Genomic DNA, 19,249 nt, shown 5'->3' with positions numbered 1-19,249 from the left:
TGCGGTGACGGCTAGGACCGAGCATGACGAGCAGACCGGCGAGCCGGCACCCCCGCTTCCGCCCCCGCCCCGGAGCCGGGGAAGGCATCCCGTCGCGACCGCGGTCAGTCTCTTCGGCGAGCTGCTGATCACCGCCGGTCTGGTGCTGGGCCTCTTCGTCGTCTACTCCCTCTGGTGGACGAACGTCCTCGCCGACCGGGAGGCCACCAAGCAGGGCGACACCGTCCGTGACCGCTGGGCGGGCGGGCCGGGCGCGTTGGACACCAAGGACGGCATCGGCTTCCTGCACGTCCCCGCGATGAGGAACGGCGAGGTGCTGGTCAAGAAGGGCACCGACACCGAGAACCTGAACGACGGCATCGCCGGCTACTACACCGACCCGGTGAAGTCGGCCCTCCCGTGGGACAAGAAGGGCAACTTCACCCTGGCCGCCCACCGCGACGGGCACGGCGCCAAGTTCCACAACATCGACAAGCTGCGGACCGGCGACCCGGTCGTCTTCGAGACCCGGGACACCTGGTACGTCTACAAGGTCTTCAAGGAGCTGCCCGAGACGTCGAAGTACAACGTCGACGTCCTGCAGCCGGTGCCGGAGGGCTCGGGGGCGAAGAAGCCGGGCCGCTATATCACGCTGACGACCTGCACGCCGGTCTACACCTCGAAGTACCGCTACATCGTGTGGGGCGAGCTGGTGCGCACCGAGAAGGTGGACAAGGACCGCACGAAGCCGGCGGAGCTGCGCTGAGCGCACCCGCCGCCCGCGTACGACGAAGGGCCCCGGTCACCAGATGGTGGCCGGGGCCCTTCGCGGTGGCGTACCTACCGGCTCAGCGGCGTGAGCCGGACGGGCCGCCGAAGATATTGCCGTCACCGCCGCCCGGCATGGTCTGCACGTTGACCGCGCTGTTCTTGTCGACCTGCTGGCCGGCTCCCGGCTGGAAGCCGATGACCCTCGCGTTGTCGTCGCTCGGGCCCTGCACCTGGCCGAGCTGGAGCCCCGCCCCGGCGAGCAGGCCCTTCACCTCACCGATGGTCTTGCCGCGCAGATCCGGCACGGTGGCCTTCTCCGGCTCCTGCGGGCCCTTGGAGACCTTCAGGACGATCGGGGTGTTCTTCGGCTGCTTGCTCGGACCGGCCGGGCTCTGCTCGATGACCGTGCCCGCGGGCTGCTCCGAATCCACCTGCTGCTGGGAGATGTTGGTGAACCCGAGCGGGGAGAGCTGGGCCAGCGCCTGGTCGATGGTCCGGCTGCGAACGTCCGGAAGGTCTGCCTCCGCCTGCTTGGCGACGGTGATCGTGACCTCGGAGTTCTTCTCCGCCTTCGCGTTGCCCGCGGGGTCCTGCCGGATGACCGTGTCCGGCGACTTCTCGGACTCCTCCGTGACGACCTTGACCGTGAAGCCCTTGTCCTCCAGCGCCTTCCGGGCACTGTCCTGGGACTTCTCCGTGACGTCCGGGACCTCGATCTTGGGAGCACCGGTGGAGACGACGACCGTGACGGTGTCCTGCTTCTCCATCGGAGTGTCGGCCTCCGGCGTCTGGCTGCAGATCTTGCCCTTCGGCTGGTCCTCGCACTCCTTGCGCGAGCCGACCTTCATGACGACCTCGGCGTTCCCCGCGCGTTGCTCCGCCGCGTCGACGGTCAGGCCGACCAGGTTCGGTGCGTCGACCTGGGTGTCCTTCTTGTTGTCGCTGAAGACGGCCTGGCCGATCAGGATCGCGCCGATCAGCACCAGGACGCCCGCGACGATCAGCAGGATCGTCGAGGTGTTGCTCTTCTTCTGGCGGCGCCGGTCCGGCCGGTCGTCGTAGCTGCCGTCCTCCGGGTTGACCGGGGGCAGCATGGAGGTGGCGGCGCCGTTCTGGTCCGCGGGGCGCAGTGCGGTGGTCGGCTGCTCGTTGCCGTACCCGTCGTAGCCGCCGTAACCTGCCGCGCCCATCGCCGCGGTGGCGGCGACCGGCCGGCCGTCGAGGCACGCCTCGATGTCGGCCCGCATCTCGTCGGCCGACTGGTAGCGGTAGTCGGGGTCCTTGACCAGCGCCTTCATCACGATCGCGTCCATCTCGGGCGTGATCTCGGGATCGAAGGTGCTCGGCGGCTGCGCCTCTTCCCGTACGTGCTGGTAGGCGACCGCGACCGGGGAGTCCCCGATGAAGGGCGGCCGGACGGTCAGCAGCTCGTACAGCAGGCAGCCGGTCGAGTAGAGGTCGGAGCGCGCGTCGACCTGCTCGCCCTTGGCCTGCTCGGGGGAGAGGTACTGGGCGGTGCCGATGACGGCGGCGGTCTGGGTCATCGTCATCCCGGAGTCGCCCATGGCGCGGGCGATGCCGAAGTCCATGACCTTGACCTGGCCGGTGCGCGTCAGCATGACGTTCGCCGGCTTGATGTCGCGGTGGACGATTCCGGCGCGGTGCGAGTACTCCAGCGCCTGGAGGATGCCGACGGTCATCTCCAGGGTGCGCTCGGGCAGCAGCTTGCGGCCGGAGTGCAGAAGCTCCCTGAGGGTCGACCCGTCGACGTACTCCATCACGATGTACGGGATGGAGACCCCGTCGACGTAGTCCTCGCCGGTGTCGTAGACAGCGACGATCGCCGGGTGGTTGAGCGAGGCGGCGGACTGGGCCTCACGGCGGAACCGGGCCTGGAACGACGGGTCACGGGCCAGGTCGGCCCGGAGCGTCTTCACGGCTACGGTGCGGCCGAGCCGGGTGTCGTGTGCGAGGTACACCTCGGCCATGCCACCACGGCCGAGCACCGAGCCCAGCTCGTACCGGCCGCCGAGGCGACGCGGCTCTTCCATAACTGTTCCAGCCCTCTCCGTCAGTCCCGACCACACCGGTGTGTGGTCCGGCGGTGTGCTGCTCGCGCATACGCTACCGGCCGCGGGCTACCTGATCGGCCCGTAGTCCGGACCTGATACCCGACCGGTATCCCCATGTGCAGATGTGGCACCCGATGTGACGGGCATCACCGCTTGCTGTCGATGACCGCCTTCATGACGTCCCGCGCGATCGGGGCGGCGAGGCCGCCACCGGAGATGTCGTCCCGGCCCGCCTGGCTGTCCTCGACGACGACGGCGACGGCGACCGGGGAGCCGCTGTCGGTCTTGGCGTAGGAGATGAACCAGGCGTACGGCTTCTCACTGTTGTTCAGGCCGTGCTGGGCCGTACCGGTCTTGCCGCCTACGGTGACGCCGCTGATCTGCGCGTTGGTTCCCGTGCCGGTCTTGACCACGGTCTCCATGATCTGCTGGAGCTTCTGCGCGTTCTCACCGCTGAGGGGCTGGCTGAACTGTTCCTTCTGGTGGGTGTAGATCGCGTCGAGGCTGGGGGTCTGGCGCTCGGCGACCATGTACGGCTGCATCAGCTTGCCGTCGTTGGCGATGGCCGCGGCGACCATGGCCATCTGGAGCGGGGTCGCGCGGTTGGACGCCTGGCCGATGCCGGCCATGGCGTTCTGCGGACGGTTGTCCTTGGGGTAGGCGCTGGCGTCGGCGCGGACCGGGATGAAGATCTCCTGGTTGAAGCCGAACTTCGCGGCCTCCGCCATCATCTTCTCGTTGCCGAGGTCATCGCTGATCTTGCCGAAGACGGTGTTGCAGGACCACCGCAGGGCTTCCCGGAGCGAGGCGTTCTTGCAGGGGATGTTGCCCTCGTTGGGCAGGTCCTGGGTGCTCAGCGGGAGCCGCCAGGGCAGCGGCGAGTCCGTCGGTTCGTCGACGTTGCTGTACAGCCCGTTCTCCAGGGCCGCGGCGGCGGTGACGACCTTGAAGGTCGAGCCGGGAGGGTAGGTCTCGCGCAATGCCCGGTTGAGCATCGGCTTGTCCTTGTCGTTCAGGAGCTTCTGGCGGGCTTCGGAGTCCTTGAAGGAGTTCCCGGCGAAGACGGAGGGGTCGTACGACGGGGTGCTCACCAGGGCCAGGACGGCGCCGGTCTGCGGGTCGAGCGCGGCGACGGCGCCCTTCTTGCTGCCGAGTCCCTTGAAGGCGGCCTTCTGGGCGGCGCTGTTCAGCGTGGTGACGATGTTGCCGCCCTGCTTCTTCCCGCCGGTGAACATCGACAGGGTGCGGTTGAAGAAGAGCTGGTCGTCGTTGCCGGTGAGGATGCCGTCCTCGATCTTCTCCAGCTGCGAGGCGTCGAACGCCTGCGAGGCGTAGCCGGTGACGGGGGCCCACATGGGGCCGTTCTTCCAGACCCGCTTGTACTTGAAGTCGCTGTCCTTGGTCTCGACGGAGCCCGTGACGGACTTGCCGTCGACGATGATGTTGCCGCGCTCGTGGGCGTAGCGCTCGATCTGTACGCGGCGGTTGTGCTCGTTGCCGTTCAGCTCGTCGGCGCGGACGTACTGGAGCCAGTTGGTGCGGACCAGGAGCGCGAGGACGAGCACCCCGCAGAAGATCGCGATCCGGCGCAGGGGCTTGTTCACGGTCGGACCACCTGGGTCATCTCGGCGTCGGGTGAGGGGGCGGGAGCCGGGGCGGGCCGACGGGCGGTGTCGCTGATGCGGAGCAGGATGCCGACCAGGGCCCAGTTCGCGATCACGGACGACCCGCCTGCCGCGACGAACGGCATGGTCATACCGGTCAGCGGGATGAGCCCCATGACACCGCCGGCGACGACGAACACCTGGATGGCGAAAGAGCCGGAGAGCCCGATCGCGAGGAGCTTGCCGAAGGGGTCACGGGCGGCGAGGGCCGTGCGGATACCGCGCTCGACGATCAATCCGTAGACGAGCAGGATGGCCATCATCCCGGCCAGTCCCAGCTCTTCGCCGACGGTGGCGAGGATGAAGTCGGAGTTGGCGGCGAAGCCGATCAGGTCGGAGTTGCCCTGGCCGAGCCCGGTACCGAGGGTGCCGCCGGAGCCGAAGGCCATGAGGGACTTGGCCATCTGCTCGCTGGCGGCCAGCTTGCCCCAGCCGTCGAACGGGTCGAGCCAGGCGGTCACACGCTGCTGAACGTGGGGTTCGAAGGCCGCGACGCCCACGGCACCCGCCGCGGACATCAGCAGACCGAAGACGATCCAGCTGGTGCGCTCGGTGGCCACGTACAGCATGACGACGAACATGCCGAAGAACAGCAGCGACGAACCGAGGTCGGTCTCGAAGACCAGGATCAGGATGGAGAAGGCCCAGACCATGAGGATCGGACCGAGGTCACGGCCGCGAGGAAGATACAGCCCCATGAAGCGGCGGCTGGCCAGGGCCAGCGCGTCCCGCTTCACCATGAGGTAGCCGGCGAAGAACACCGCGATGATGATCTTGGCGAATTCTCCGGGCTGGATCGTGCCGACACCGGGGATCTTGATCCAGATCTTGGCGCCGTTCACGGCGGGGAAGAACATCGGCAGGATCAGCAGGAACAGCGCCACCAGCATGGAAATGTAGGTGTAGCGCTGCAGGATGCGGTGGTCCTTGAGCAGCAGCAGGACGCCCACCAGGAGCGCGACGCCCACGGCCGAGAAGAGCAGCTGCTTGGAGGCGGCGGGAGCGAAGTCACGGGTCGCCTGGAACCTCGGGGACTGGTCCAGCCGCCAGATGATGGCCAGCCCCAGCCCGTTCAGCAGGGTCGCCAGCGGCAACAGCAAGGGATCCGCGTAGGGAGCGAACTTACGGACGGCGAGGTGGCCGATGCCGCCCAGGAGAGCAAGGCCGAGCCCGTATCCGAGCATGCCCGAAGGGAGCTTGCCGTTGAGGGCGAGCCCGACATTGGCGTAGGCGAACACCGAGATGGCGATGGCGAAGGCCATCAACATCAGTTCGGTGTTGCGGCGGCTCGGTGCGTCGATCGCGCCGATCGTGGTCGTATTGGTGACAACGCTCATGGTGCTGAAGGCCCCCTACGGCTTTACTGCTTACCGCACTGCGGGACCAGCTTTTTCTCTTCCTCCGAGAGGCTGGGACCAGGAGTGGGAGTCGTGGTGGTCGGCTTGGTCTTGGTGTCCTTGGACGTGGAGGACGTCTTGGGGGCGTTCGCGTCGATGCCTCCGGACTTCTCCGGGTCCGGGCGGGCGTCGCTCTCCGCCGCCGCGCGCCGCTGGGCGTCCTTCTTGCAGGCGGATGCCTGGATCCCGAGTTCGCTGATCTTCTCGCGGGCCGCGGCCAGGTCGCCCTCGGCGATCGTCGCCTCGACCTGCTTGCGCTGGTAGGGCGGGAGGTACTTGAGTTCGATCTCGGGGTGGTCCTTCTCGACCTTCGAGAGCGAGACCCACGCCAGGTCCTGGCTGAGGCCGCGGAACAGCGCGACGTGCTCCTTGTTGGCGCCCACGTAGAACTGGTTCTGCGTCCAGCGGTAGCCGCCGTAGACGCCACCGCCGACGACGGCCAGCGCCAGCACCGTGTAGAGGGAGCGCTTGAGCCACTTGCGGCCGCCACCGGGCTTGACGAAGTCGTCGTCGGTGTACGAGTCGAAGGAGCCCTCCGGCATCCCGCCGTACGCGTCGGCGTCACCGCTGCCGGGCGGGCCGAAGCCCCCCGGGGGCGGCGCCACGGGGCGGCCGAGGCCGGCCGCGCGTCCGGCGGGGGTCTGCATGGCGGCCGTGCTCTCGGCGGCGGCCATCTGCGCGGCCTGGTTCTCCGCGACCGCGCCGACGACGACGGGGGTGTCGTTGAACTGCGAGGCCATGGTGTCGTTGCTGTCGACGTCGAGGACGTCGGCGACGATGCAGGTGATGTTGTCGGGGCCACCGCCGCGCAGGGCGAGCTGGATCAGCTCCTGGATGGTCTCCTGAGGGCCCTGGTAGCTGGCGAGCGTCTCCTCCAGGGTCTGGTGGGAGACGACGCCGGACAGCCCGTCGGAGCAGATCAGATAGCGGTCGCCGACCCGGACCTCGCGGATGGAGAGATCGGGCTCGACGCGGTCGCCGCTGCCGAGCGCGCGCATCAGCAGGGCGCGCTGCGGGTGGGTGGTGGCCTCTTCCTCGGTGATCCGGCCCTCGTCGACCAGCCGCTGCACCCAGGTGTGGTCCTGGGTGATCTGGGTGAGGACGCCGTCACGGAGGAGGTACGCGCGGGAGTCGCCGACGTGGACCATGCCGAGGCGCTGGCCGGTCCAGAGGAGGGCGGTGAGCGTGGTGCCCATGCCCTCCAGCTGGGGGTCCTCCTCGACCATCACGCGAAGCTGGTCGTTGGCCCGCTGGACCGCCGTACCGAGCGAGGTGAGGATGTCCGAGCCGGGGACGTCGTCGTCGAGCTGGACGAGGGTGGAGATGACCTCGGAGCTGGCGACCTCGCCGGCCGCCTGTCCGCCCATGCCGTCGGCGATGGCGAGGAGGCGGGGACCGGCGTAACCGGAGTCCTCGTTGCCCTCCCGGATCATGCCCTTGTGCGATCCGGCGGCGAAGCGCAGGGAAAGACTCATGCCCACCTCGCCCGTCGGCTCCGGGTACAGCCGGTCCTGAGCCACACTGCCCACCCTCCGGTCGGGAGCCGGACGGAGTCCGATGCCCGGACTGCCGCGGCTCGCTCGCTCCGCTCGCTCATTGTCGTACTACTTCCGCAGCTCGATGACGGTCTTGCCGATCCGGATCGGCGCACCCAGCGGAACGGGCGTCGGGGTGGTGAGGCGGGTCCGGTCGAGATACGTGCCGTTGGTGGACCCGAGATCCTCGACGATCCACTGGCCGTCACGGTCGGGGTAGATCCTGGCATGCCTGCTGGACGCGTAGTCGTCGTCCAGCACGATCGTCGAATCGTGCGCCCGGCCCAGCGTGATCGTCTGGCCCTGGAGCGCCACCGTGGTGCCGGTGAGGCTCCCCTCGGAGACGACCAGCTTGGTGGGCGCCCCCCGGCGCTGGCGGCCGGACTGCTGGCGCTGCTGCGGCGGCGCGGCGGTGTTCTGGCGCGCCTGTGCCGGCCGTGCGTCGCTCGCGGTGCGGCGTGAGCCGCGCTGCGTGACACGCGTTCCGAACAGATCGCTGCGGATGACCTGTACGGCCACGATCACGAATAGCCACAGAACAGCCAGGAAACCTAGCCGCATGACCGTCAGGGTCAGCTCTGACATTGCCCCCGCTTCACCCTTCGGCTTGCCGGTAAACGATGGTGGTGCTGCCCACGACGATCCGCGAGCCGTCGCGGAGCGTAGCGCGGGTGGTGTGCTGCCCGTCTACCACGATGCCGTTGGTAGACCCGAGATCCTGGATCGTCGAGGGCGTTCCGGTCCGGATCTCACAGTGCCGACGCGATACGCCGGGGTCGTCGATCCGCACGTCGGCGTCGGTGCTGCGGCCCAGCACCAGCGTCGGGCGGGAGATCTGATGGCGGGTGCCGTTGATCTCGATCCAGCGTCGCACCTGCGCGTTGGGCAGGGGGCTGGGCCCGGCCGGCGGGTGCCGGTCGGTGCTGGGCGCTCCGGGCCTGGCGCCCGGGGGCGGGCCGGGAGGCATGGGCGGGGGAGAGCTGGGCGGGTAGCCGTAGCCGCCGCCGGGCGGCTGCGGACGGGCCGGTCCCGGATGGGGTGGCTGGCCCTGCGCGCCCTGGGAGGGCTGCTGCGACGAACTCGACGCCAGGGTGCGGCTGCGCACCCGGTAGAGCCCGGTGTCGAGATCGTCGGCCTTCTCCAGGTGGACCTTGATGGGGCCCATGAAGGTGTACCGCTGCTGCTTCGCGTAGTCGCGGACCAGCCCGGAGAGCTCGTCGCCCAACTGCCCGGAGTACGGGCTGAGTCGCTCGTAGTCGGGTGTGCTGAGTTCGACGATGAAGTCGTTGGGGACGACGGTCCGCTCGCGGTTCCAGATCGTCGCGTTGTTGTCGCACTCGCGCTGGAGGGCGCCGGCGATCTCGACCGGCTGGACCTCGGACTTGAAGACCTTGGCGAAGGTGCCGTTGACCAGACCCTCGAGACGCTGCTCGAAACGCTTCATGACTCCCATGGGGCACCTCCTCCGTCGTAGTCGTCCCTGTACTGCTTACTGATCGTATCCACGCGTCGGGAAATCGGCTGGTTCCCCTTGTCTGCCCTGTGGATGAGTGTCACCTCTCACACGGATCGTAGAGGCGGCCTCCTCACAGTGTCCCGCACGCGGGGTGCACACAGGAGGAGTGGGGGCGGCCGCCCGGCGTTCCCGCTTCCCTTCAGTCGACCGGTGAAACAACGGATGTGAATCCACCCTGCATAGCGTGCTAATCTTCCGGATGTCGCCAGGCAAGCGCACCGAAACGGTGAAGGAGCCCGGAAACACCACTCTTGCGCGAGTGGCGGAACGGCAGACGCGCTGGCTTCAGGTGCCAGTGTCCTTAGGGACGTGGGGGTTCAAATCCCCCCTCGCGCACAAGAGAGAAGCCCCACAGGCCCAACGGCTTGTGGGGCTTCTTCGTTCCTGGCTTGATATGCGACTTGGTTCGCGACTCGATGCGCTGCCTCGCTTCCGGCTCTGCTTCCCGGGTTGGCTCACGGACTGGTTCCGACTCCGGCTTCTCTCCGGACGTTTCACGTGAAACGTCTGGTTCAGACCCCCTGCGGTAGTTGGCGAGCTCTGCGACCTCTGCGGCCTACGCGGTGGTGTCGCCGACCGTGTTGTAGCGGAGCAGGTACTCCGCGAACCGGGCGAGATCTTCCTCCGACCAGTCCGCGAGGCGTTCGCGGTAGGCGGTGCGGCGGCTGGCGTGGGTGGAGGCGAGGACCCGGGTTCCGGCCTCGGTGGGGTGCAGTACCTGGATCCGGTGGTCGTCCGGGTCCGGGTGGCGCTCGACCAGTCCCAGTTTCTCCAGGGTGCCGACCTGTCGGCTGACCGTTGATTTGTCCAGCATGTAGTGGGCGGCCAGATCCGTCGCGCGGCAGCCGTTTCGATCCTCGATGTGTGCCAGCAGGGTGTACGAGACCAGAGGAAGCTCCGGGTGGAGGCGGGCCGCCGTGGCGCGTGCGCGGCGTGCGAAAGCCGTCAGCTCGCGCTGGATGACGTCCAGCGATGCTTCACGTTCCTCGGGTGTGTCCGGCACGCTCCGGCCTCCGTCTCGCTCTCCCTGATGCTGGTTGTATAGTACAACGAGTTTGGAGTTGTAAAAGACAACTATTGGAGTGTTCTGGATGTCCGCAAGTCCGGAAGGAGCCCCCGGCTCCACCGCCGCCGCTCTCCGTCATGTGCTGGGGCATTTCGTCACACCGCTGCTGATGTGCATCGGTATGGGGCTGGCCTATCTCGGGGCCTTCCATGCCCCGGAGCCGCACGATCTCCGGGTGGACGTCGTCGGGTCGGGGGCGAGGGCCCAGGTGCTCGCGCAGAACCTCCAGGACAGGAGCGACGGGGCGCTGAGCGTGCGGACCGTTCCGGACCGCGCCACCGCCGCGGATCACCTGAGGACGCAGACGAGTTACGGTGCCTACCTGCCGGGGAGCCGCCCCGAGCTGCTGGTGGCGAGCGCGTCCTCCGACACCAGCGCCACGGTGGTGGAGAAGGTCTTCACCAAGGTCGCGGCGGAGCGGGGCGCCCCTCTGAAGGTGACGGACACGGCGCCGACCGCGGACGGCGATCCGACCGGCCAGGGCATCTTCTTCCTCCTGGTCGCGCTGAGCATCGGCTCGTACGCGTCGGTCGCGGTCATCGGGGGCGCGGGGGCCGTGCTGGCGCTGCGGATCAGGGCCGCACTGGCCGTTGTCACGTCGTTCGTGGTGAGCGTGATCGGCGTGGTGTTCGCGGGGCCGCTGTTCGGGCTGGTGGACCAGGGACTCGGTGGTCTGTGGGCGATGGCCTGGCTCTACTCCGCGGGCATCCTGCTGATCGGCGTCGGACTGCACACCTTCCTCAAGCGGTGGACGACGCTGGGCCTGATGGTGCTGTTCGTGATGCTCAACTTCACCAGCTCCGGGGGCATCTTCCGGCCCGAACTGCAGCCGGGCTTCTTCGCTTCCCTGCACTCCTTCTGGAACGGGGCGGGCTTCGTCGAGGGGGTGCGCAGCCATGTGTACTTCGAGGGACACGGGCTCGGCGGGCATGTGCTGGTGCTCGGACTCTGGCTCGTGGTGGGCCTGGTGATGGTGGGACTCGCGGGAATGGCCGAATCGAAGCGGCGGAAGGCCGGTGCCCTCGCTGGTACTGGTGCTTCGGCGGCAGGGGTGGCCAAGGGTGCTGCGGGGACTGTAGGGAGTGAAGAGGTCGAGGAGGAGCTGGAGGAGGCCGTCGGCGTCTGACGGCGACGGTTCCTGACGGGGACCGGGGCGCTGTCCACAGGCGGTCGGACAGGTTTTCCACAGGGGCGAGCGGCTTTCGGCGGGCGGGGGTACCTTCGTCGGAATTGCTCTGCGACAGGCATTCGGCCAGGAGCGCAGGTGGGTACGGGGGGAGGCTGCGCGCCATGGGCGACAGCGGGATGGCGGTGCCGGTCCGGCGGGCGGGGGCAGGGGATTCGCGTATCCCGGCCGTGCCCGGATTCGCGCGACGGGCGGCCGGGCCGGGCCGGGCGGGAGACGGCGCGGCGCGGTTGCCGAAGGACGCGGGCAAGGCGCTGCGCGGGCAGGTGCCCCGGTCCTCGCACGCGGACCTGGACCTGCCGGCCGGGCGGCCGGACGCGGTGCGGGCGGTGGAGGCGTCGAGCCGGGACAGGGTGCCCGAGCTCACCCCGATCCGGGTGGGGCGGATGGCGGCCACGCCCTTCGCCTTTCTGCGGGGCTCGGCCGGTCTGATGGCTCACGACCTGGTGGGCACGCCCGTCAGCGGGGTCGGTGCGCAGCTCTGCGGCGACGCGCACGCGGCCAATTTCGGGCTGTACGGCGATGCGCGGGGCAGTCTGGTCATCGATCTGAACGATTTCGACGAGACCGTTTTCGGCCCCTGGGAGTGGGACCTGAAGCGTCTGGCCACCTCGTTGGTGCTCGCGGGGCGTGAGGCCGGGGCGGACGAGGAGACCTGTCGGCGGGGCGCGTACGACGCGGTGGGGGCGTACCGGCGGACGATGCGGCTGCTGGCCAAGCTGCCCGCGCTCGACTCCTGGAACGCCATCGCGGACGAGGAGCTGGTCTCGCACACGGACGCGCGGGACCTTCTCGGCACTCTGGAGCGGGTCTCGGAGAAGGCCCGGAAGAACACGAGCGCCCGTTTCGCGGCGAAGTCCACGGAGGAGTCCGTCGACGGCGGCCGCCGCTTCGTCGACGCGCCGCCGGTACTGCGGCGGGTGTCGGACGGCGAGGCCGCCGCGGTCGCGTCCGCGCTGGGCGAGTACGTGGGCACGGTCTCGGAGGACCTGGTCCCGCTTCTCGCCCGGTACGCGATACAGGACGTGGCGTTCCGGGTGGTCGGCACGGGGAGCGTCGGCACCCGGTCGTACGTGGTGCTCCTGCTCGATCACCGGGGTGAGCCGCTGGTGCTTCAGGTGAAGGAGGCGCGGCGGTCCGTGTTGGCGCCGTACTTGCCGGCTGTCGGCTTCGAAGTGCCCCGGTCGGTGCACGAGGGGCGCCGGGTGGTGCTCGGGCAGAAGCGGATGCAGGTCGTCAGCGACATCCTGCTGGGCTGGGCCACGGTGGACGGACGCCCGTTCCAGGTACGGCAGTTCAGGAACCGCAAGGGGAGCGTCGACCCGGCCGCGCTGGCGGCCGACCAGGTCGACGACTACGGCCGGATGACGGGGGCGCTGCTGGCGCGGGCCCATGCGCACAGCGCCGATCCGCGGCTGATCGCGGGCTACTGCGGCAAGAACGACGAGCTGGACGAGGCGGTGGCGGCGTTCGCGGTGACCTACGCGGACCGTACGGAGGCGGATCACGCGGAGTTGGTACGGGCGATAGGTTCCGGGCGAATAGCCGCCGAGCTGGGCGTCTGAGCCGCGCCGGACCGACCGGGCGTACGGGGGAGGCGGGCCGGGGCCATACGCTGGACGGGTGACCCACGAAGCCGCCGGGGTGCCGACCTCCCCGAACGACGATGGCCGGAACGACGACGACCGGCAGGACGAGCCGTTCGAGCAGGACGGTGGGCCGGCCGCTGCCGGTCCCCGGCCCGATGCCGAGGACGGGAGCGCCGGGACCGGGAGTTCCGGGACCGGAGACGCGGATACCGGTGGTGCGGATACCGGTGCTGCGGGCGCCGGTGGCGCGGATGCCGGCAGTGCGGGCGCCCGGGCCGAGGAGGAGCAGCCCGAGGCCCGTCTGGCGAGGGCGGTGCGGGCGGCGGAGCAGGCGCTGATCGAGTTCGAGATCGCGGTGGAGACCTTCCGGATCGAGGTCGAGAACTTCTCGCGACTGCACCACCAGAAGCTCGGTCCCATGTACACCCGCCTCGACGAGCTCGACGCGCAGATCGCGGAGGCCCGGGCCGCCAGAACGGGCGACCCGGAGGACATCCGCAAGGCGCAGGAGGCCCGTGCGATCGTGATGCCGATGCCCGGTGTCGACGAGTTGTTCCATGACTGGATGGACTCCGACGGGCTCTCCCCCGAGGCCGCGGCGATGCTGACGGAGCAGCCGGTCCGGCCGCCCAAGCGCGTCCGGCCGACCGAGGAGGCACGCAGGCTCTACCGGGACCTGGCCCGCAAGGCCCATCCGGACCTTGCCCAGGACGAGACGGAACGGGCCCGCCGGGACGAGTTCATCGCCCGGGTGAACGCCGCGTACGGCCGGGGCGACGAGGAGCTCCTGGTGGAGCTGGCGAAGGAGTGGGAAGCGGGCCCGGTTCCGCCGGAGAAGGGGTTCGGCGAGAGCGAGGAGCTCTATGCCCGGCTGGACTGGCTGACCCAGCGCAAGGAGCTTCTGACGCTGCTCGCCCAGGAGCTCGAGGAGAGCGCCATCGGGTCCATGCTTCGGATGGCCCCGGACGACCCCGACCGGCTGCTCGACGAGATCGCCGAACAGCTTCTGGGCGAGGTCGCGCAGCGCGAGGCGGAGCTGGCGACACTGGTGCAGTAGCGTTCCGGATGACCCAGGCGCGTACGTACGAGAGAAGGCATGACCCATGAATTTCGCCCCTCTGCCCTCGGTGGAAGCCGCGGCGGTCCCGTCGGACGGCTTCGTGCTGGACGTCCGGGAGGACAACGAGTGGGGCGCCGGGCATGTCGAGGGCGCTCTGCACATCCCGATGAGCGACTTCGTGGCGCGCTTCGGTGAGCTGACCGATGCAGTCGGTGACGGTCGGCGCGTGCATGTGGTGTGCCGGGTCGGCGGCAGGTCGGCGCAGGTCACCCAGTACCTCGTGCAGCAGGGCATCGACGCGGTGAACGTCGACGGCGGGATGCTCGCCTGGGACGGTGCCGGGCGCCCGATGGTCACGGACAACGGCACTCCGGCCTTCGTGCTCTGAGTACGGGCGCCGGTCCCCGCGCTCCCGCCACGGCGCTCCGGCGTCCCTGCTCCGGGCATGGTGCTTCGGGCCCGCGTTCCGAGTCCCGGGCAGGAGCGCCGGGGCCCCGCCACTGTCAGCCGAGAAGGTGCGCGGCCAGCAGGTCGCCCAGCGCCTCCTCGTGTGCCGCTGCCGGGCCGAGGGACAGCTCGATCTGCTTCGCCCAGGCGTGGAAGCGGTGCAGCGGGTAGTCGGTGTCCGCGCCGAACCCGCCGTGGAGGTGCTGCGCCGTCTGAACGACCCGCCGGACACCGTCCGACGCCCAGATCTTCGCCACCGCGATGTCGCCCTCGGCGGGCAGTGTCCCGTCGGCCCCGGTGGAGATCCGCCAGGCGGCCTGCCAGAGCGTCGCCTCCATGGCCCGCAGGTCGATGTACCGGTCCGCGGCCTGTACCGCGACGGACTGGAACGTCGCCACGGGGAAACCGAACTGCTCCCGCTTTCCGGTGTATTCGCTCGTCATGGCGAGCACGGCCTCACCCAGGCCCAGGGCGAGTGCGCAGGTGCCGGTCGTGAGGAGGGCGCGCAGCCACGCCCAGGCACCGGGGTGATCCATCAGGGCGCGGCCCGTGATGCGTACCGCCTCCAGCCGGACCTCGGCGAGCCGTTCGCCACTGGTGGAGACCTGCTCGGCCAGGGTGACGCCGTCCTGGCCGGGGCTGATCAGGGCGATCACGGTCCGGCCCTCGGGCGTTTGGGCCGGAACGGCTATCCAGTCCGCCGCCTGGGCCCAGGGCACCGCGGTCTGCGTCCCGTCGAGCACCCAGCCCGCGTCCGTACCCCCGGTCCGGGCGCCCTCGGTACCGGCATCGGCCGCCGCGGCCGTCTCCGGGCGGGCCGTGACGGCACGTTCGGCCGGCTCGTGTCCCGAACGGCCGTTGGCGCCGACGGTGAGCACCAGCTCGCCCCGGCCGGCCCGGGGCAACAACTCGGCGGCCAGCGAAGGCTCTCCGTACCGCTGGAGCGCCGTCGCGACCGCGCAGGTCTCCAGCAGCGGCACCCGGGCGAGAACCCTGGCGGACTCGCGCAGCACCAGGCAGAGCGCGACGGGATCGAGCCCGGCCCCGCCGTGTTCCGGCGACAGGGTGAGGCTCAGCAGATCGCCGGAGGCGAGCCGGGCCCACAGCGGACGGTCGATGTCCTCGGCCACGGCGCCCGGTACGAGAGCGGGGCTGGGGACCCCGTCCGGCGCGACCCCGGCGAAGACCCCGCGCGCCGCCTCCGCGGCCGCCTGCTGCTCCTCGGTGAAGGTGAAGTCCACTGCCCCGGCCTCCCGCTGCCCGATGTCCTGCCTGGATCTGACGGTTCGTCAAGATAGAACAGGTTCTACGAGAAGGGAACACGTGGCGAGCGGTCAGCGGTCGAAGTCCAACTCCACCTCCGGGGTGGCGGGATGCGACTGGCAGGCCAGCACGTAGCCCGCGTCCGTCTCCTCGGGCTCCAGCGCGAAGTTGCGGTCCATCCGCACCTCGCCCGAGACGAGGAAGGCCCGGCAGGTCCCGCACACCCCGCCCTTGCAGGCGTACGGTGCGTCGGCACGGCTGCGCAGCACGGTCTCCAGCAGGGATTCGCCGTCCTCCACCGGCCAGGTGCCGGAGCGGCCGTCCAGGGTGGCGGTGAGTCTGCTGTGGGCGGGCGCCGTGGCCCGGGGCCGGGTGTCCGCGCCCGGACCGTCGTCCACATGGAAGATCTCCTGGTGGACGCGGGTCCGGTCGACGCCCAGGCCGCCCAGCGCCCGCTCCGCCGCCCGGACCAGGCCGAACGGCCCGCAGAGATACCAGCCGTCCACCCCGTCCACCGGGAGCAGGGCGGGCAGCAGGGCGGCGAGGCGGTCCTCGTCCAGCCGGCCGGAGGGCAGCCCGGCCTGCTGCTCCTCCCGGGAGAGGACCGTGACCAACTGGAACCGGTCGGGGTAACGGTCCTTGAGCTCGGCCACCTCGTCCAGGAACATCGTCGAGAGCGCCGTCCGGTCACTGCGGATCAGGCAGAAGCGGGCTGCGGGCTCCCGCGCCAGCAGCGTGGTGGCGATGGACAGGACCGGCGTGATCCCGCTGCCTCCGACGATCGCCGCGAAGGATCCGGGCCGGGGCGTCAGCACGAAGCGGCCCATCGGGGGCATCGCCTCGACCTGGTCGCCGACGGCGAGCTCCTTCAGGGCGTACGTGGAGAACCTGCCGCCGTCGACCAGCCGGATGCCCACCCGCAGGACCGGCTCGTCCGGCTCCTCGGTGGCCGGGGAGCAGATCGAGTACGAACGGCGGATCTCCTCGCCGTCGGCCGTGTACCGCACGTTGAGGTGCTGGCCCGGCTTGTGGCGGAAGATCTCGCGCGACGCGGGCGGCACGGCGAGAGTGACGGCCACCGAATCGTCCGTGAGCCGTTCGATCGAGCGGACCCGGAGCGGATGGAACATCTACAACTCCTTGAAATGGTCGAACGGTTCGCGGCACGACACACAGCGGCGCAGTGCCTTGCAGGCGGTGGAGGAGAACCGGCTCAGCAGTTCCGTGTCGGTCGACCCGCAGTGCGGGCAGCGGACGGAGAGAGCGAGCGGCACCGGACCGCCGGCGGCGGCCGCTCCGTGGGGGCGCGGGGGCGCGATGCCGAACTCGGCGAGCTTGCGCCGCCCCTCCGCGCTGATGTCGTCCGTGGACCAGGCGGGTGAGAGCACCGTGACCACGGAGACCTCCGGTATGCCGTGGTCGTGCAGCACCCGCTCGATGTCGCAGGACATGGTCTCGATGGCGGGGCAGCCGGTGTAGGTCGGGGTGAGGCGCACGGTGACCCGGCCCGGGGCGACGACCTCCACGCCCCGGAGCACCCCCAGCTCGTCCAGGGTCAGCACGGGCAGCTCGGGGTCGGGGACGGAGCCCGCGAGATGGCGCAGCTCCTCCTCCAGGGGCGTCCCGGTCACCATGACGCCCCCGGGTGGCTGCGGTGCAGATGCTGCATCTCGGCGAGCATGCGGCCGAAGGGCTCGGTGTGGACGCCCTGGCGCCCCGCTCCCGCGGCCCACGCCCCGGACCGGGGACCGGCGGGCGGGGTCAGCGTGGCCCGCTCCAGCACCGCGGAGACGGATTCCAGCCAGTCGCCGTCGAGCGCCGTCCAGTCGATGTCGATCCCCTCGACCGGCTCGAACAGCTCGCCGGTGAACCGCCACAGGGCGTCCGTGGCGCGCTGCATCCGGGCACGGCTCTCCTCGGTGCCGTCACCGAGCCGGAGCGTCCAGTGCTCCGCGTGGTCCTGGTGGTACGCGACCTCCTTGACGGCCTTGGCCGCCAGTTCGGCGAACGGGCCGTCGCCCGATGCCAGCCGCTCGTACAGCAGCCGCTGGTAGGTGGAGAAGTAGAGCTGGCGGGTGATGGTGTGGGCGAAGTCGCCGTTCGGCTGCTCGACCAGCTGGACGTTGCGGAAGGCCCGCTCCTCGCGCAGATACGCCAGCTCGTCCTCGTCCCCGACCAGGGAGAGGAGCACCCGGGCCTGGCCCAGCAGGTCCAGGGCGATGTTGGCCAGGGCCACCTCCTCCTCCAGCACGGGGGCGTGGCCGGCCCACTCCCCCAGCCGGTGCGAGAGCACCAGCGCGTCGTCGCCCAGGGCGAGGGCCGCGGTCACAGGTGCTTCACCCCTTCCGGGATCTCGTAGAACGTCGGATGCCGGTACGGCTTGTCGCCGGCGGGCTCGAAGAAGGAGTCCTTCTCGTCCGGCGAGGAGGCCGTGATCTGCGCCGACGGCACCACCCAGAGGGAGACGCCCTCGGAGCGGCGGGTGTACAGATCGCGTGCGTTGCGCAGGGCCATCTCGGCGTCCGGCGCGTGCAGGCTGCCCGCGTGGGTGTGGGAGAGGCCGCGCCGCGAACGCACGAACACCTCCCACAGGGGCCATTCGGTCGAGCTGCTCATGCTGTCGCCTCCCCGTTCACGATGGGACTTCCGGTCCTCACCGCTGTCCGTTCCGGTGCGTGCTTCTCGGCGTGGGCGGCTGCCGCCTCCCGTACCCACGCGCCTTCCTCGTGCGCCCGGCGGCGCTGGGCCAGGCGCTGCTCGTTGCAGGGCCCGTTGCCCTTGAGGACCTCCTGGAACTCGGCCCAGTCGATCGCGCCGAAGTCGTGGTGCCCACGCTCCTCGTTCCACCGGAGGTCCGGGTCGGGGAGGGTGAGGCCGAGCGATTCGGCCTGCGGGACGCATATGTCCACGAAGCGCTGCCGGAGCTCGTCGTTGGAGTGACGCTTGATCTTCCAGGCCATCGACTGGGCCGAATGGGCCGACGCGTCGTCCGGCGGGCCGAACATCATCAGGGACGGCCACCACCAGCGGTCCACCGCGTCCTGCGCCATCTCGTGCTGCGCGGGCGTGCCCCGGCTGAGGGCGAGCAGCAGCTCGTACCCCTGGCGCTGGTGGAAGGACTCCTCCTTGCAGATGCGGACCATCGCCCGCGCGTACGGACCGTAGGAGCAGCGGCACAGCGGCACCTGGTTGGTGATCGCGGCGCCGTCCACGAGCCAGCCGATCGCGCCGACGTCCGCCCAGGTCAGCGTCGGGTAATTGAAGATCGACGAATACCTCTGGCGGCCCGCGTGGAGCTTGTCGAGCAGCTCCTCGCGGCCCGTGCCGAGGGTTTCGGCCGCGCTGTAGAGGTACAGGCCGTGGCCCGCCTCGTCCTGCACCTTGGCCATCAGGATCGCCTTGCGGCGGAGCGAGGGCGCGCGCGTGATCCAGTTGGCCTCCGGCTGCATGCCGATGATCTCGGAGTGGGCGTGCTGGGCCATCTGCCTGACCAGCGAGGCCCGGTACGCGTCGGGCATCCAGTCGCGCGGCTCGATGCGCTCGTCCGCCGCCACCGCGGCGTCGAACGCCGCCTCCAGGGCCTCGTCCGCCCCAGCGGGATTGCCCGCTCCCGCCTGCGCTGTCTGGTCCGCAGCCACTGCCGCCATCCCGGGCTCCCTACCGACCGATCGTTCGGTTCAATGTCTTCAATGGTGGGTCGACGG

At 70.1% G+C, this 19,249-nt stretch carries 18 protein-coding genes and 1 tRNA gene; 6 read left to right on the top strand and 13 right to left on the bottom strand.

What is annotated here, in order from left to right:
• Nucleotides 1-4: 4 nt before the first annotated feature.
• Nucleotides 5-745: a class E sortase gene (locus tag ACF08W_RS17845; protein ID WP_352274073.1), complete on the top strand. Its 741-nt coding sequence runs from the start codon at nucleotides 5-7 to the stop codon at nucleotides 743-745.
• A gap of 82 nt (nucleotides 746-827) precedes the next feature.
• On the opposite strand, the gene pknB is transcribed toward ACF08W_RS17845, so the two are convergent.
• From pknB to ACF08W_RS17815, 6 genes are all read right to left on the bottom strand, one after another.
• A complete protein-coding gene (gene pknB, locus ACF08W_RS17840) occupies nucleotides 828-2,801 on the bottom strand; it encodes a Stk1 family PASTA domain-containing Ser/Thr kinase (RefSeq protein WP_352274074.1) in 1,974 nt (657 codons plus the stop codon).
• Nucleotides 2,802-2,968: 167 nt separating this feature from the next.
• The gene (locus ACF08W_RS17835; RefSeq protein ID WP_385202793.1) at nucleotides 2,969-4,426 is read right to left on the bottom strand and encodes a peptidoglycan D,D-transpeptidase FtsI family protein; all 1,458 of its coding nucleotides are present in this window, start codon (nucleotides 4,424-4,426) and stop codon (nucleotides 2,969-2,971) included.
• Nucleotides 4,423-5,823 carry an FtsW/RodA/SpoVE family cell cycle protein gene (locus ACF08W_RS17830; RefSeq protein ID WP_385202796.1) on the bottom strand — a complete coding sequence of 467 codons (1,401 nt, stop codon included), beginning with the start codon at nucleotides 5,821-5,823 and terminating at the stop codon, nucleotides 4,423-4,425. Before ACF08W_RS17830 ends, ACF08W_RS17835 begins: the two co-directional genes overlap by 4 nt.
• 23 nt (nucleotides 5,824-5,846) lie before the next feature.
• Nucleotides 5,847-7,358, bottom strand: coding sequence for a PP2C family protein-serine/threonine phosphatase (locus ACF08W_RS17825; protein ID WP_392279787.1), 1,512 nt, complete (start codon nucleotides 7,356-7,358; stop codon nucleotides 5,847-5,849).
• Between the two features lie 129 nt (nucleotides 7,359-7,487).
• Entirely contained in the window at nucleotides 7,488-8,003 is a 516-nt protein-coding gene (locus ACF08W_RS17820) for an FHA domain-containing protein (RefSeq protein ID WP_352274078.1), read from the bottom strand.
• A 10-nt stretch (nucleotides 8,004-8,013) separates the two neighbouring features.
• Entirely contained in the window at nucleotides 8,014-8,871 is an 858-nt protein-coding gene (locus tag ACF08W_RS17815) for a DUF3662 and FHA domain-containing protein (RefSeq protein ID WP_352274079.1), read from the bottom strand.
• A gap of 316 nt (nucleotides 8,872-9,187) precedes the next feature.
• On the opposite strand from ACF08W_RS17815, the gene ACF08W_RS17810 reads away from it, so the two are divergent.
• Nucleotides 9,188-9,270 (top strand) — tRNA-Leu (locus ACF08W_RS17810).
• Nucleotides 9,271-9,490: 220 nt separating this feature from the next.
• Here the strand turns inward: ACF08W_RS17810 and ACF08W_RS17805 are convergent.
• Nucleotides 9,491-9,937, bottom strand: coding sequence for a MarR family winged helix-turn-helix transcriptional regulator (locus ACF08W_RS17805; protein ID WP_352274080.1), 447 nt, complete (start codon nucleotides 9,935-9,937; stop codon nucleotides 9,491-9,493).
• Between the two features lie 88 nt (nucleotides 9,938-10,025).
• On the opposite strand from ACF08W_RS17805, the gene ACF08W_RS17800 reads away from it, so the two are divergent.
• From ACF08W_RS17800 to ACF08W_RS17785, 4 genes are all read left to right on the top strand, one after another.
• A complete protein-coding gene (locus tag ACF08W_RS17800; RefSeq protein WP_392279786.1) occupies nucleotides 10,026-11,126 on the top strand; it encodes a hypothetical protein in 1,101 nt (366 codons plus the stop codon).
• Between the two features lie 164 nt (nucleotides 11,127-11,290).
• Nucleotides 11,291-12,751, top strand: a complete 1,461-nt coding sequence (locus ACF08W_RS17795) for a DUF2252 domain-containing protein (RefSeq protein WP_385202807.1) — start codon at nucleotides 11,291-11,293, stop codon at nucleotides 12,749-12,751.
• A gap of 58 nt (nucleotides 12,752-12,809) precedes the next feature.
• Nucleotides 12,810-13,832: a hypothetical protein gene (locus ACF08W_RS17790; protein WP_392279785.1), complete on the top strand. Its 1,023-nt coding sequence runs from the start codon at nucleotides 12,810-12,812 to the stop codon at nucleotides 13,830-13,832.
• Between the two features lie 46 nt (nucleotides 13,833-13,878).
• Nucleotides 13,879-14,223, top strand: a complete 345-nt coding sequence (locus ACF08W_RS17785) for a rhodanese-like domain-containing protein (protein ID WP_352274084.1) — start codon at nucleotides 13,879-13,881, stop codon at nucleotides 14,221-14,223.
• 115 nt (nucleotides 14,224-14,338) lie between these two features.
• On the opposite strand, the gene ACF08W_RS17780 is transcribed toward ACF08W_RS17785, so the two are convergent.
• The 6 genes from ACF08W_RS17780 to paaA form a co-directional block, all read right to left on the bottom strand.
• Nucleotides 14,339-15,523, bottom strand: a complete 1,185-nt coding sequence (locus ACF08W_RS17780) for an acyl-CoA dehydrogenase family protein (protein ID WP_392279784.1) — start codon at nucleotides 15,521-15,523, stop codon at nucleotides 14,339-14,341.
• A gap of 93 nt (nucleotides 15,524-15,616) precedes the next feature.
• The gene (locus tag ACF08W_RS17775) at nucleotides 15,617-16,675 is read right to left on the bottom strand and encodes a 2Fe-2S iron-sulfur cluster-binding protein (RefSeq protein WP_392279783.1); all 1,059 of its coding nucleotides are present in this window, start codon (nucleotides 16,673-16,675) and stop codon (nucleotides 15,617-15,619) included.
• A complete protein-coding gene (gene paaD / locus ACF08W_RS17770; protein ID WP_392279782.1) occupies nucleotides 16,676-17,179 on the bottom strand; it encodes a 1,2-phenylacetyl-CoA epoxidase subunit PaaD in 504 nt (167 codons plus the stop codon).
• The gene (gene paaC / locus ACF08W_RS17765; RefSeq protein ID WP_392279781.1) at nucleotides 17,173-17,874 is read right to left on the bottom strand and encodes a 1,2-phenylacetyl-CoA epoxidase subunit PaaC; all 702 of its coding nucleotides are present in this window, start codon (nucleotides 17,872-17,874) and stop codon (nucleotides 17,173-17,175) included. Before paaC ends, paaD begins: the two co-directional genes overlap by 7 nt.
• Entirely contained in the window at nucleotides 17,871-18,161 is a 291-nt protein-coding gene (paaB, locus tag ACF08W_RS17760) for a 1,2-phenylacetyl-CoA epoxidase subunit PaaB (protein WP_352274089.1), read from the bottom strand. Before paaB ends, paaC begins: the two co-directional genes overlap by 4 nt.
• Nucleotides 18,158-19,192 carry a 1,2-phenylacetyl-CoA epoxidase subunit PaaA gene (gene paaA, locus ACF08W_RS17755; protein WP_392279780.1) on the bottom strand — a complete coding sequence of 345 codons (1,035 nt, stop codon included), beginning with the start codon at nucleotides 19,190-19,192 and terminating at the stop codon, nucleotides 18,158-18,160. The genes paaB and paaA overlap by 4 nt, the downstream gene beginning before the upstream one ends.
• Nucleotides 19,193-19,249 lie beyond the last annotated feature (57 nt).

Source organism: Streptomyces sp. NPDC015144, from assembly GCF_043079735.1.
Classification (GTDB): domain Bacteria; phylum Actinomycetota; class Actinomycetes; order Streptomycetales; family Streptomycetaceae; genus Streptomyces.
This window is presented reverse-complemented; position numbering and strand designations above follow the sequence as displayed.

Bases quoted from the DNA above. Each gene is read 5' to 3' on its own strand.
- ACF08W_RS17785 (WP_352274084.1), top strand. From the start codon at position 13,879: ATGAATTTCGCCCCTCTGCCCTCGGTGGAAGCCGCGGCGGTCCCGTCG.
- ACF08W_RS17820 (WP_352274078.1), bottom strand. From the start codon at position 8,003: ATGTCAGAGCTGACCCTGACGGTCATGCGGCTAGGTTTCCTGGCTGTT.
- paaA (WP_392279780.1), bottom strand. From the start codon at position 19,192: ATGGCGGCAGTGGCTGCGGACCAGACAGCGCAGGCGGGAGCGGGCAAT.
- ACF08W_RS17795 (WP_385202807.1), top strand. From the start codon at position 11,291: ATGGGCGACAGCGGGATGGCGGTGCCGGTCCGGCGGGCGGGGGCAGGG.
- pknB (WP_352274074.1), bottom strand. From the start codon at position 2,801: ATGGAAGAGCCGCGTCGCCTCGGCGGCCGGTACGAGCTGGGCTCGGTG.
- paaB (WP_352274089.1), bottom strand. From the start codon at position 18,161: ATGAGCAGCTCGACCGAATGGCCCCTGTGGGAGGTGTTCGTGCGTTCG.
- ACF08W_RS17830 (WP_385202796.1), bottom strand. From the start codon at position 5,823: ATGAGCGTTGTCACCAATACGACCACGATCGGCGCGATCGACGCACCG.
- ACF08W_RS17775 (WP_392279783.1), bottom strand. From the start codon at position 16,675: ATGTTCCATCCGCTCCGGGTCCGCTCGATCGAACGGCTCACGGACGAT.
- ACF08W_RS17825 (WP_392279787.1), bottom strand. From the start codon at position 7,358: ATGAGTCTTTCCCTGCGCTTCGCCGCCGGATCGCACAAGGGCATGATC.
- ACF08W_RS17800 (WP_392279786.1), top strand. From the start codon at position 10,026: ATGTCCGCAAGTCCGGAAGGAGCCCCCGGCTCCACCGCCGCCGCTCTC.
- ACF08W_RS17815 (WP_352274079.1), bottom strand. From the start codon at position 8,871: ATGGGAGTCATGAAGCGTTTCGAGCAGCGTCTCGAGGGTCTGGTCAAC.
- paaD (WP_392279782.1), bottom strand. From the start codon at position 17,179: ATGGTGACCGGGACGCCCCTGGAGGAGGAGCTGCGCCATCTCGCGGGC.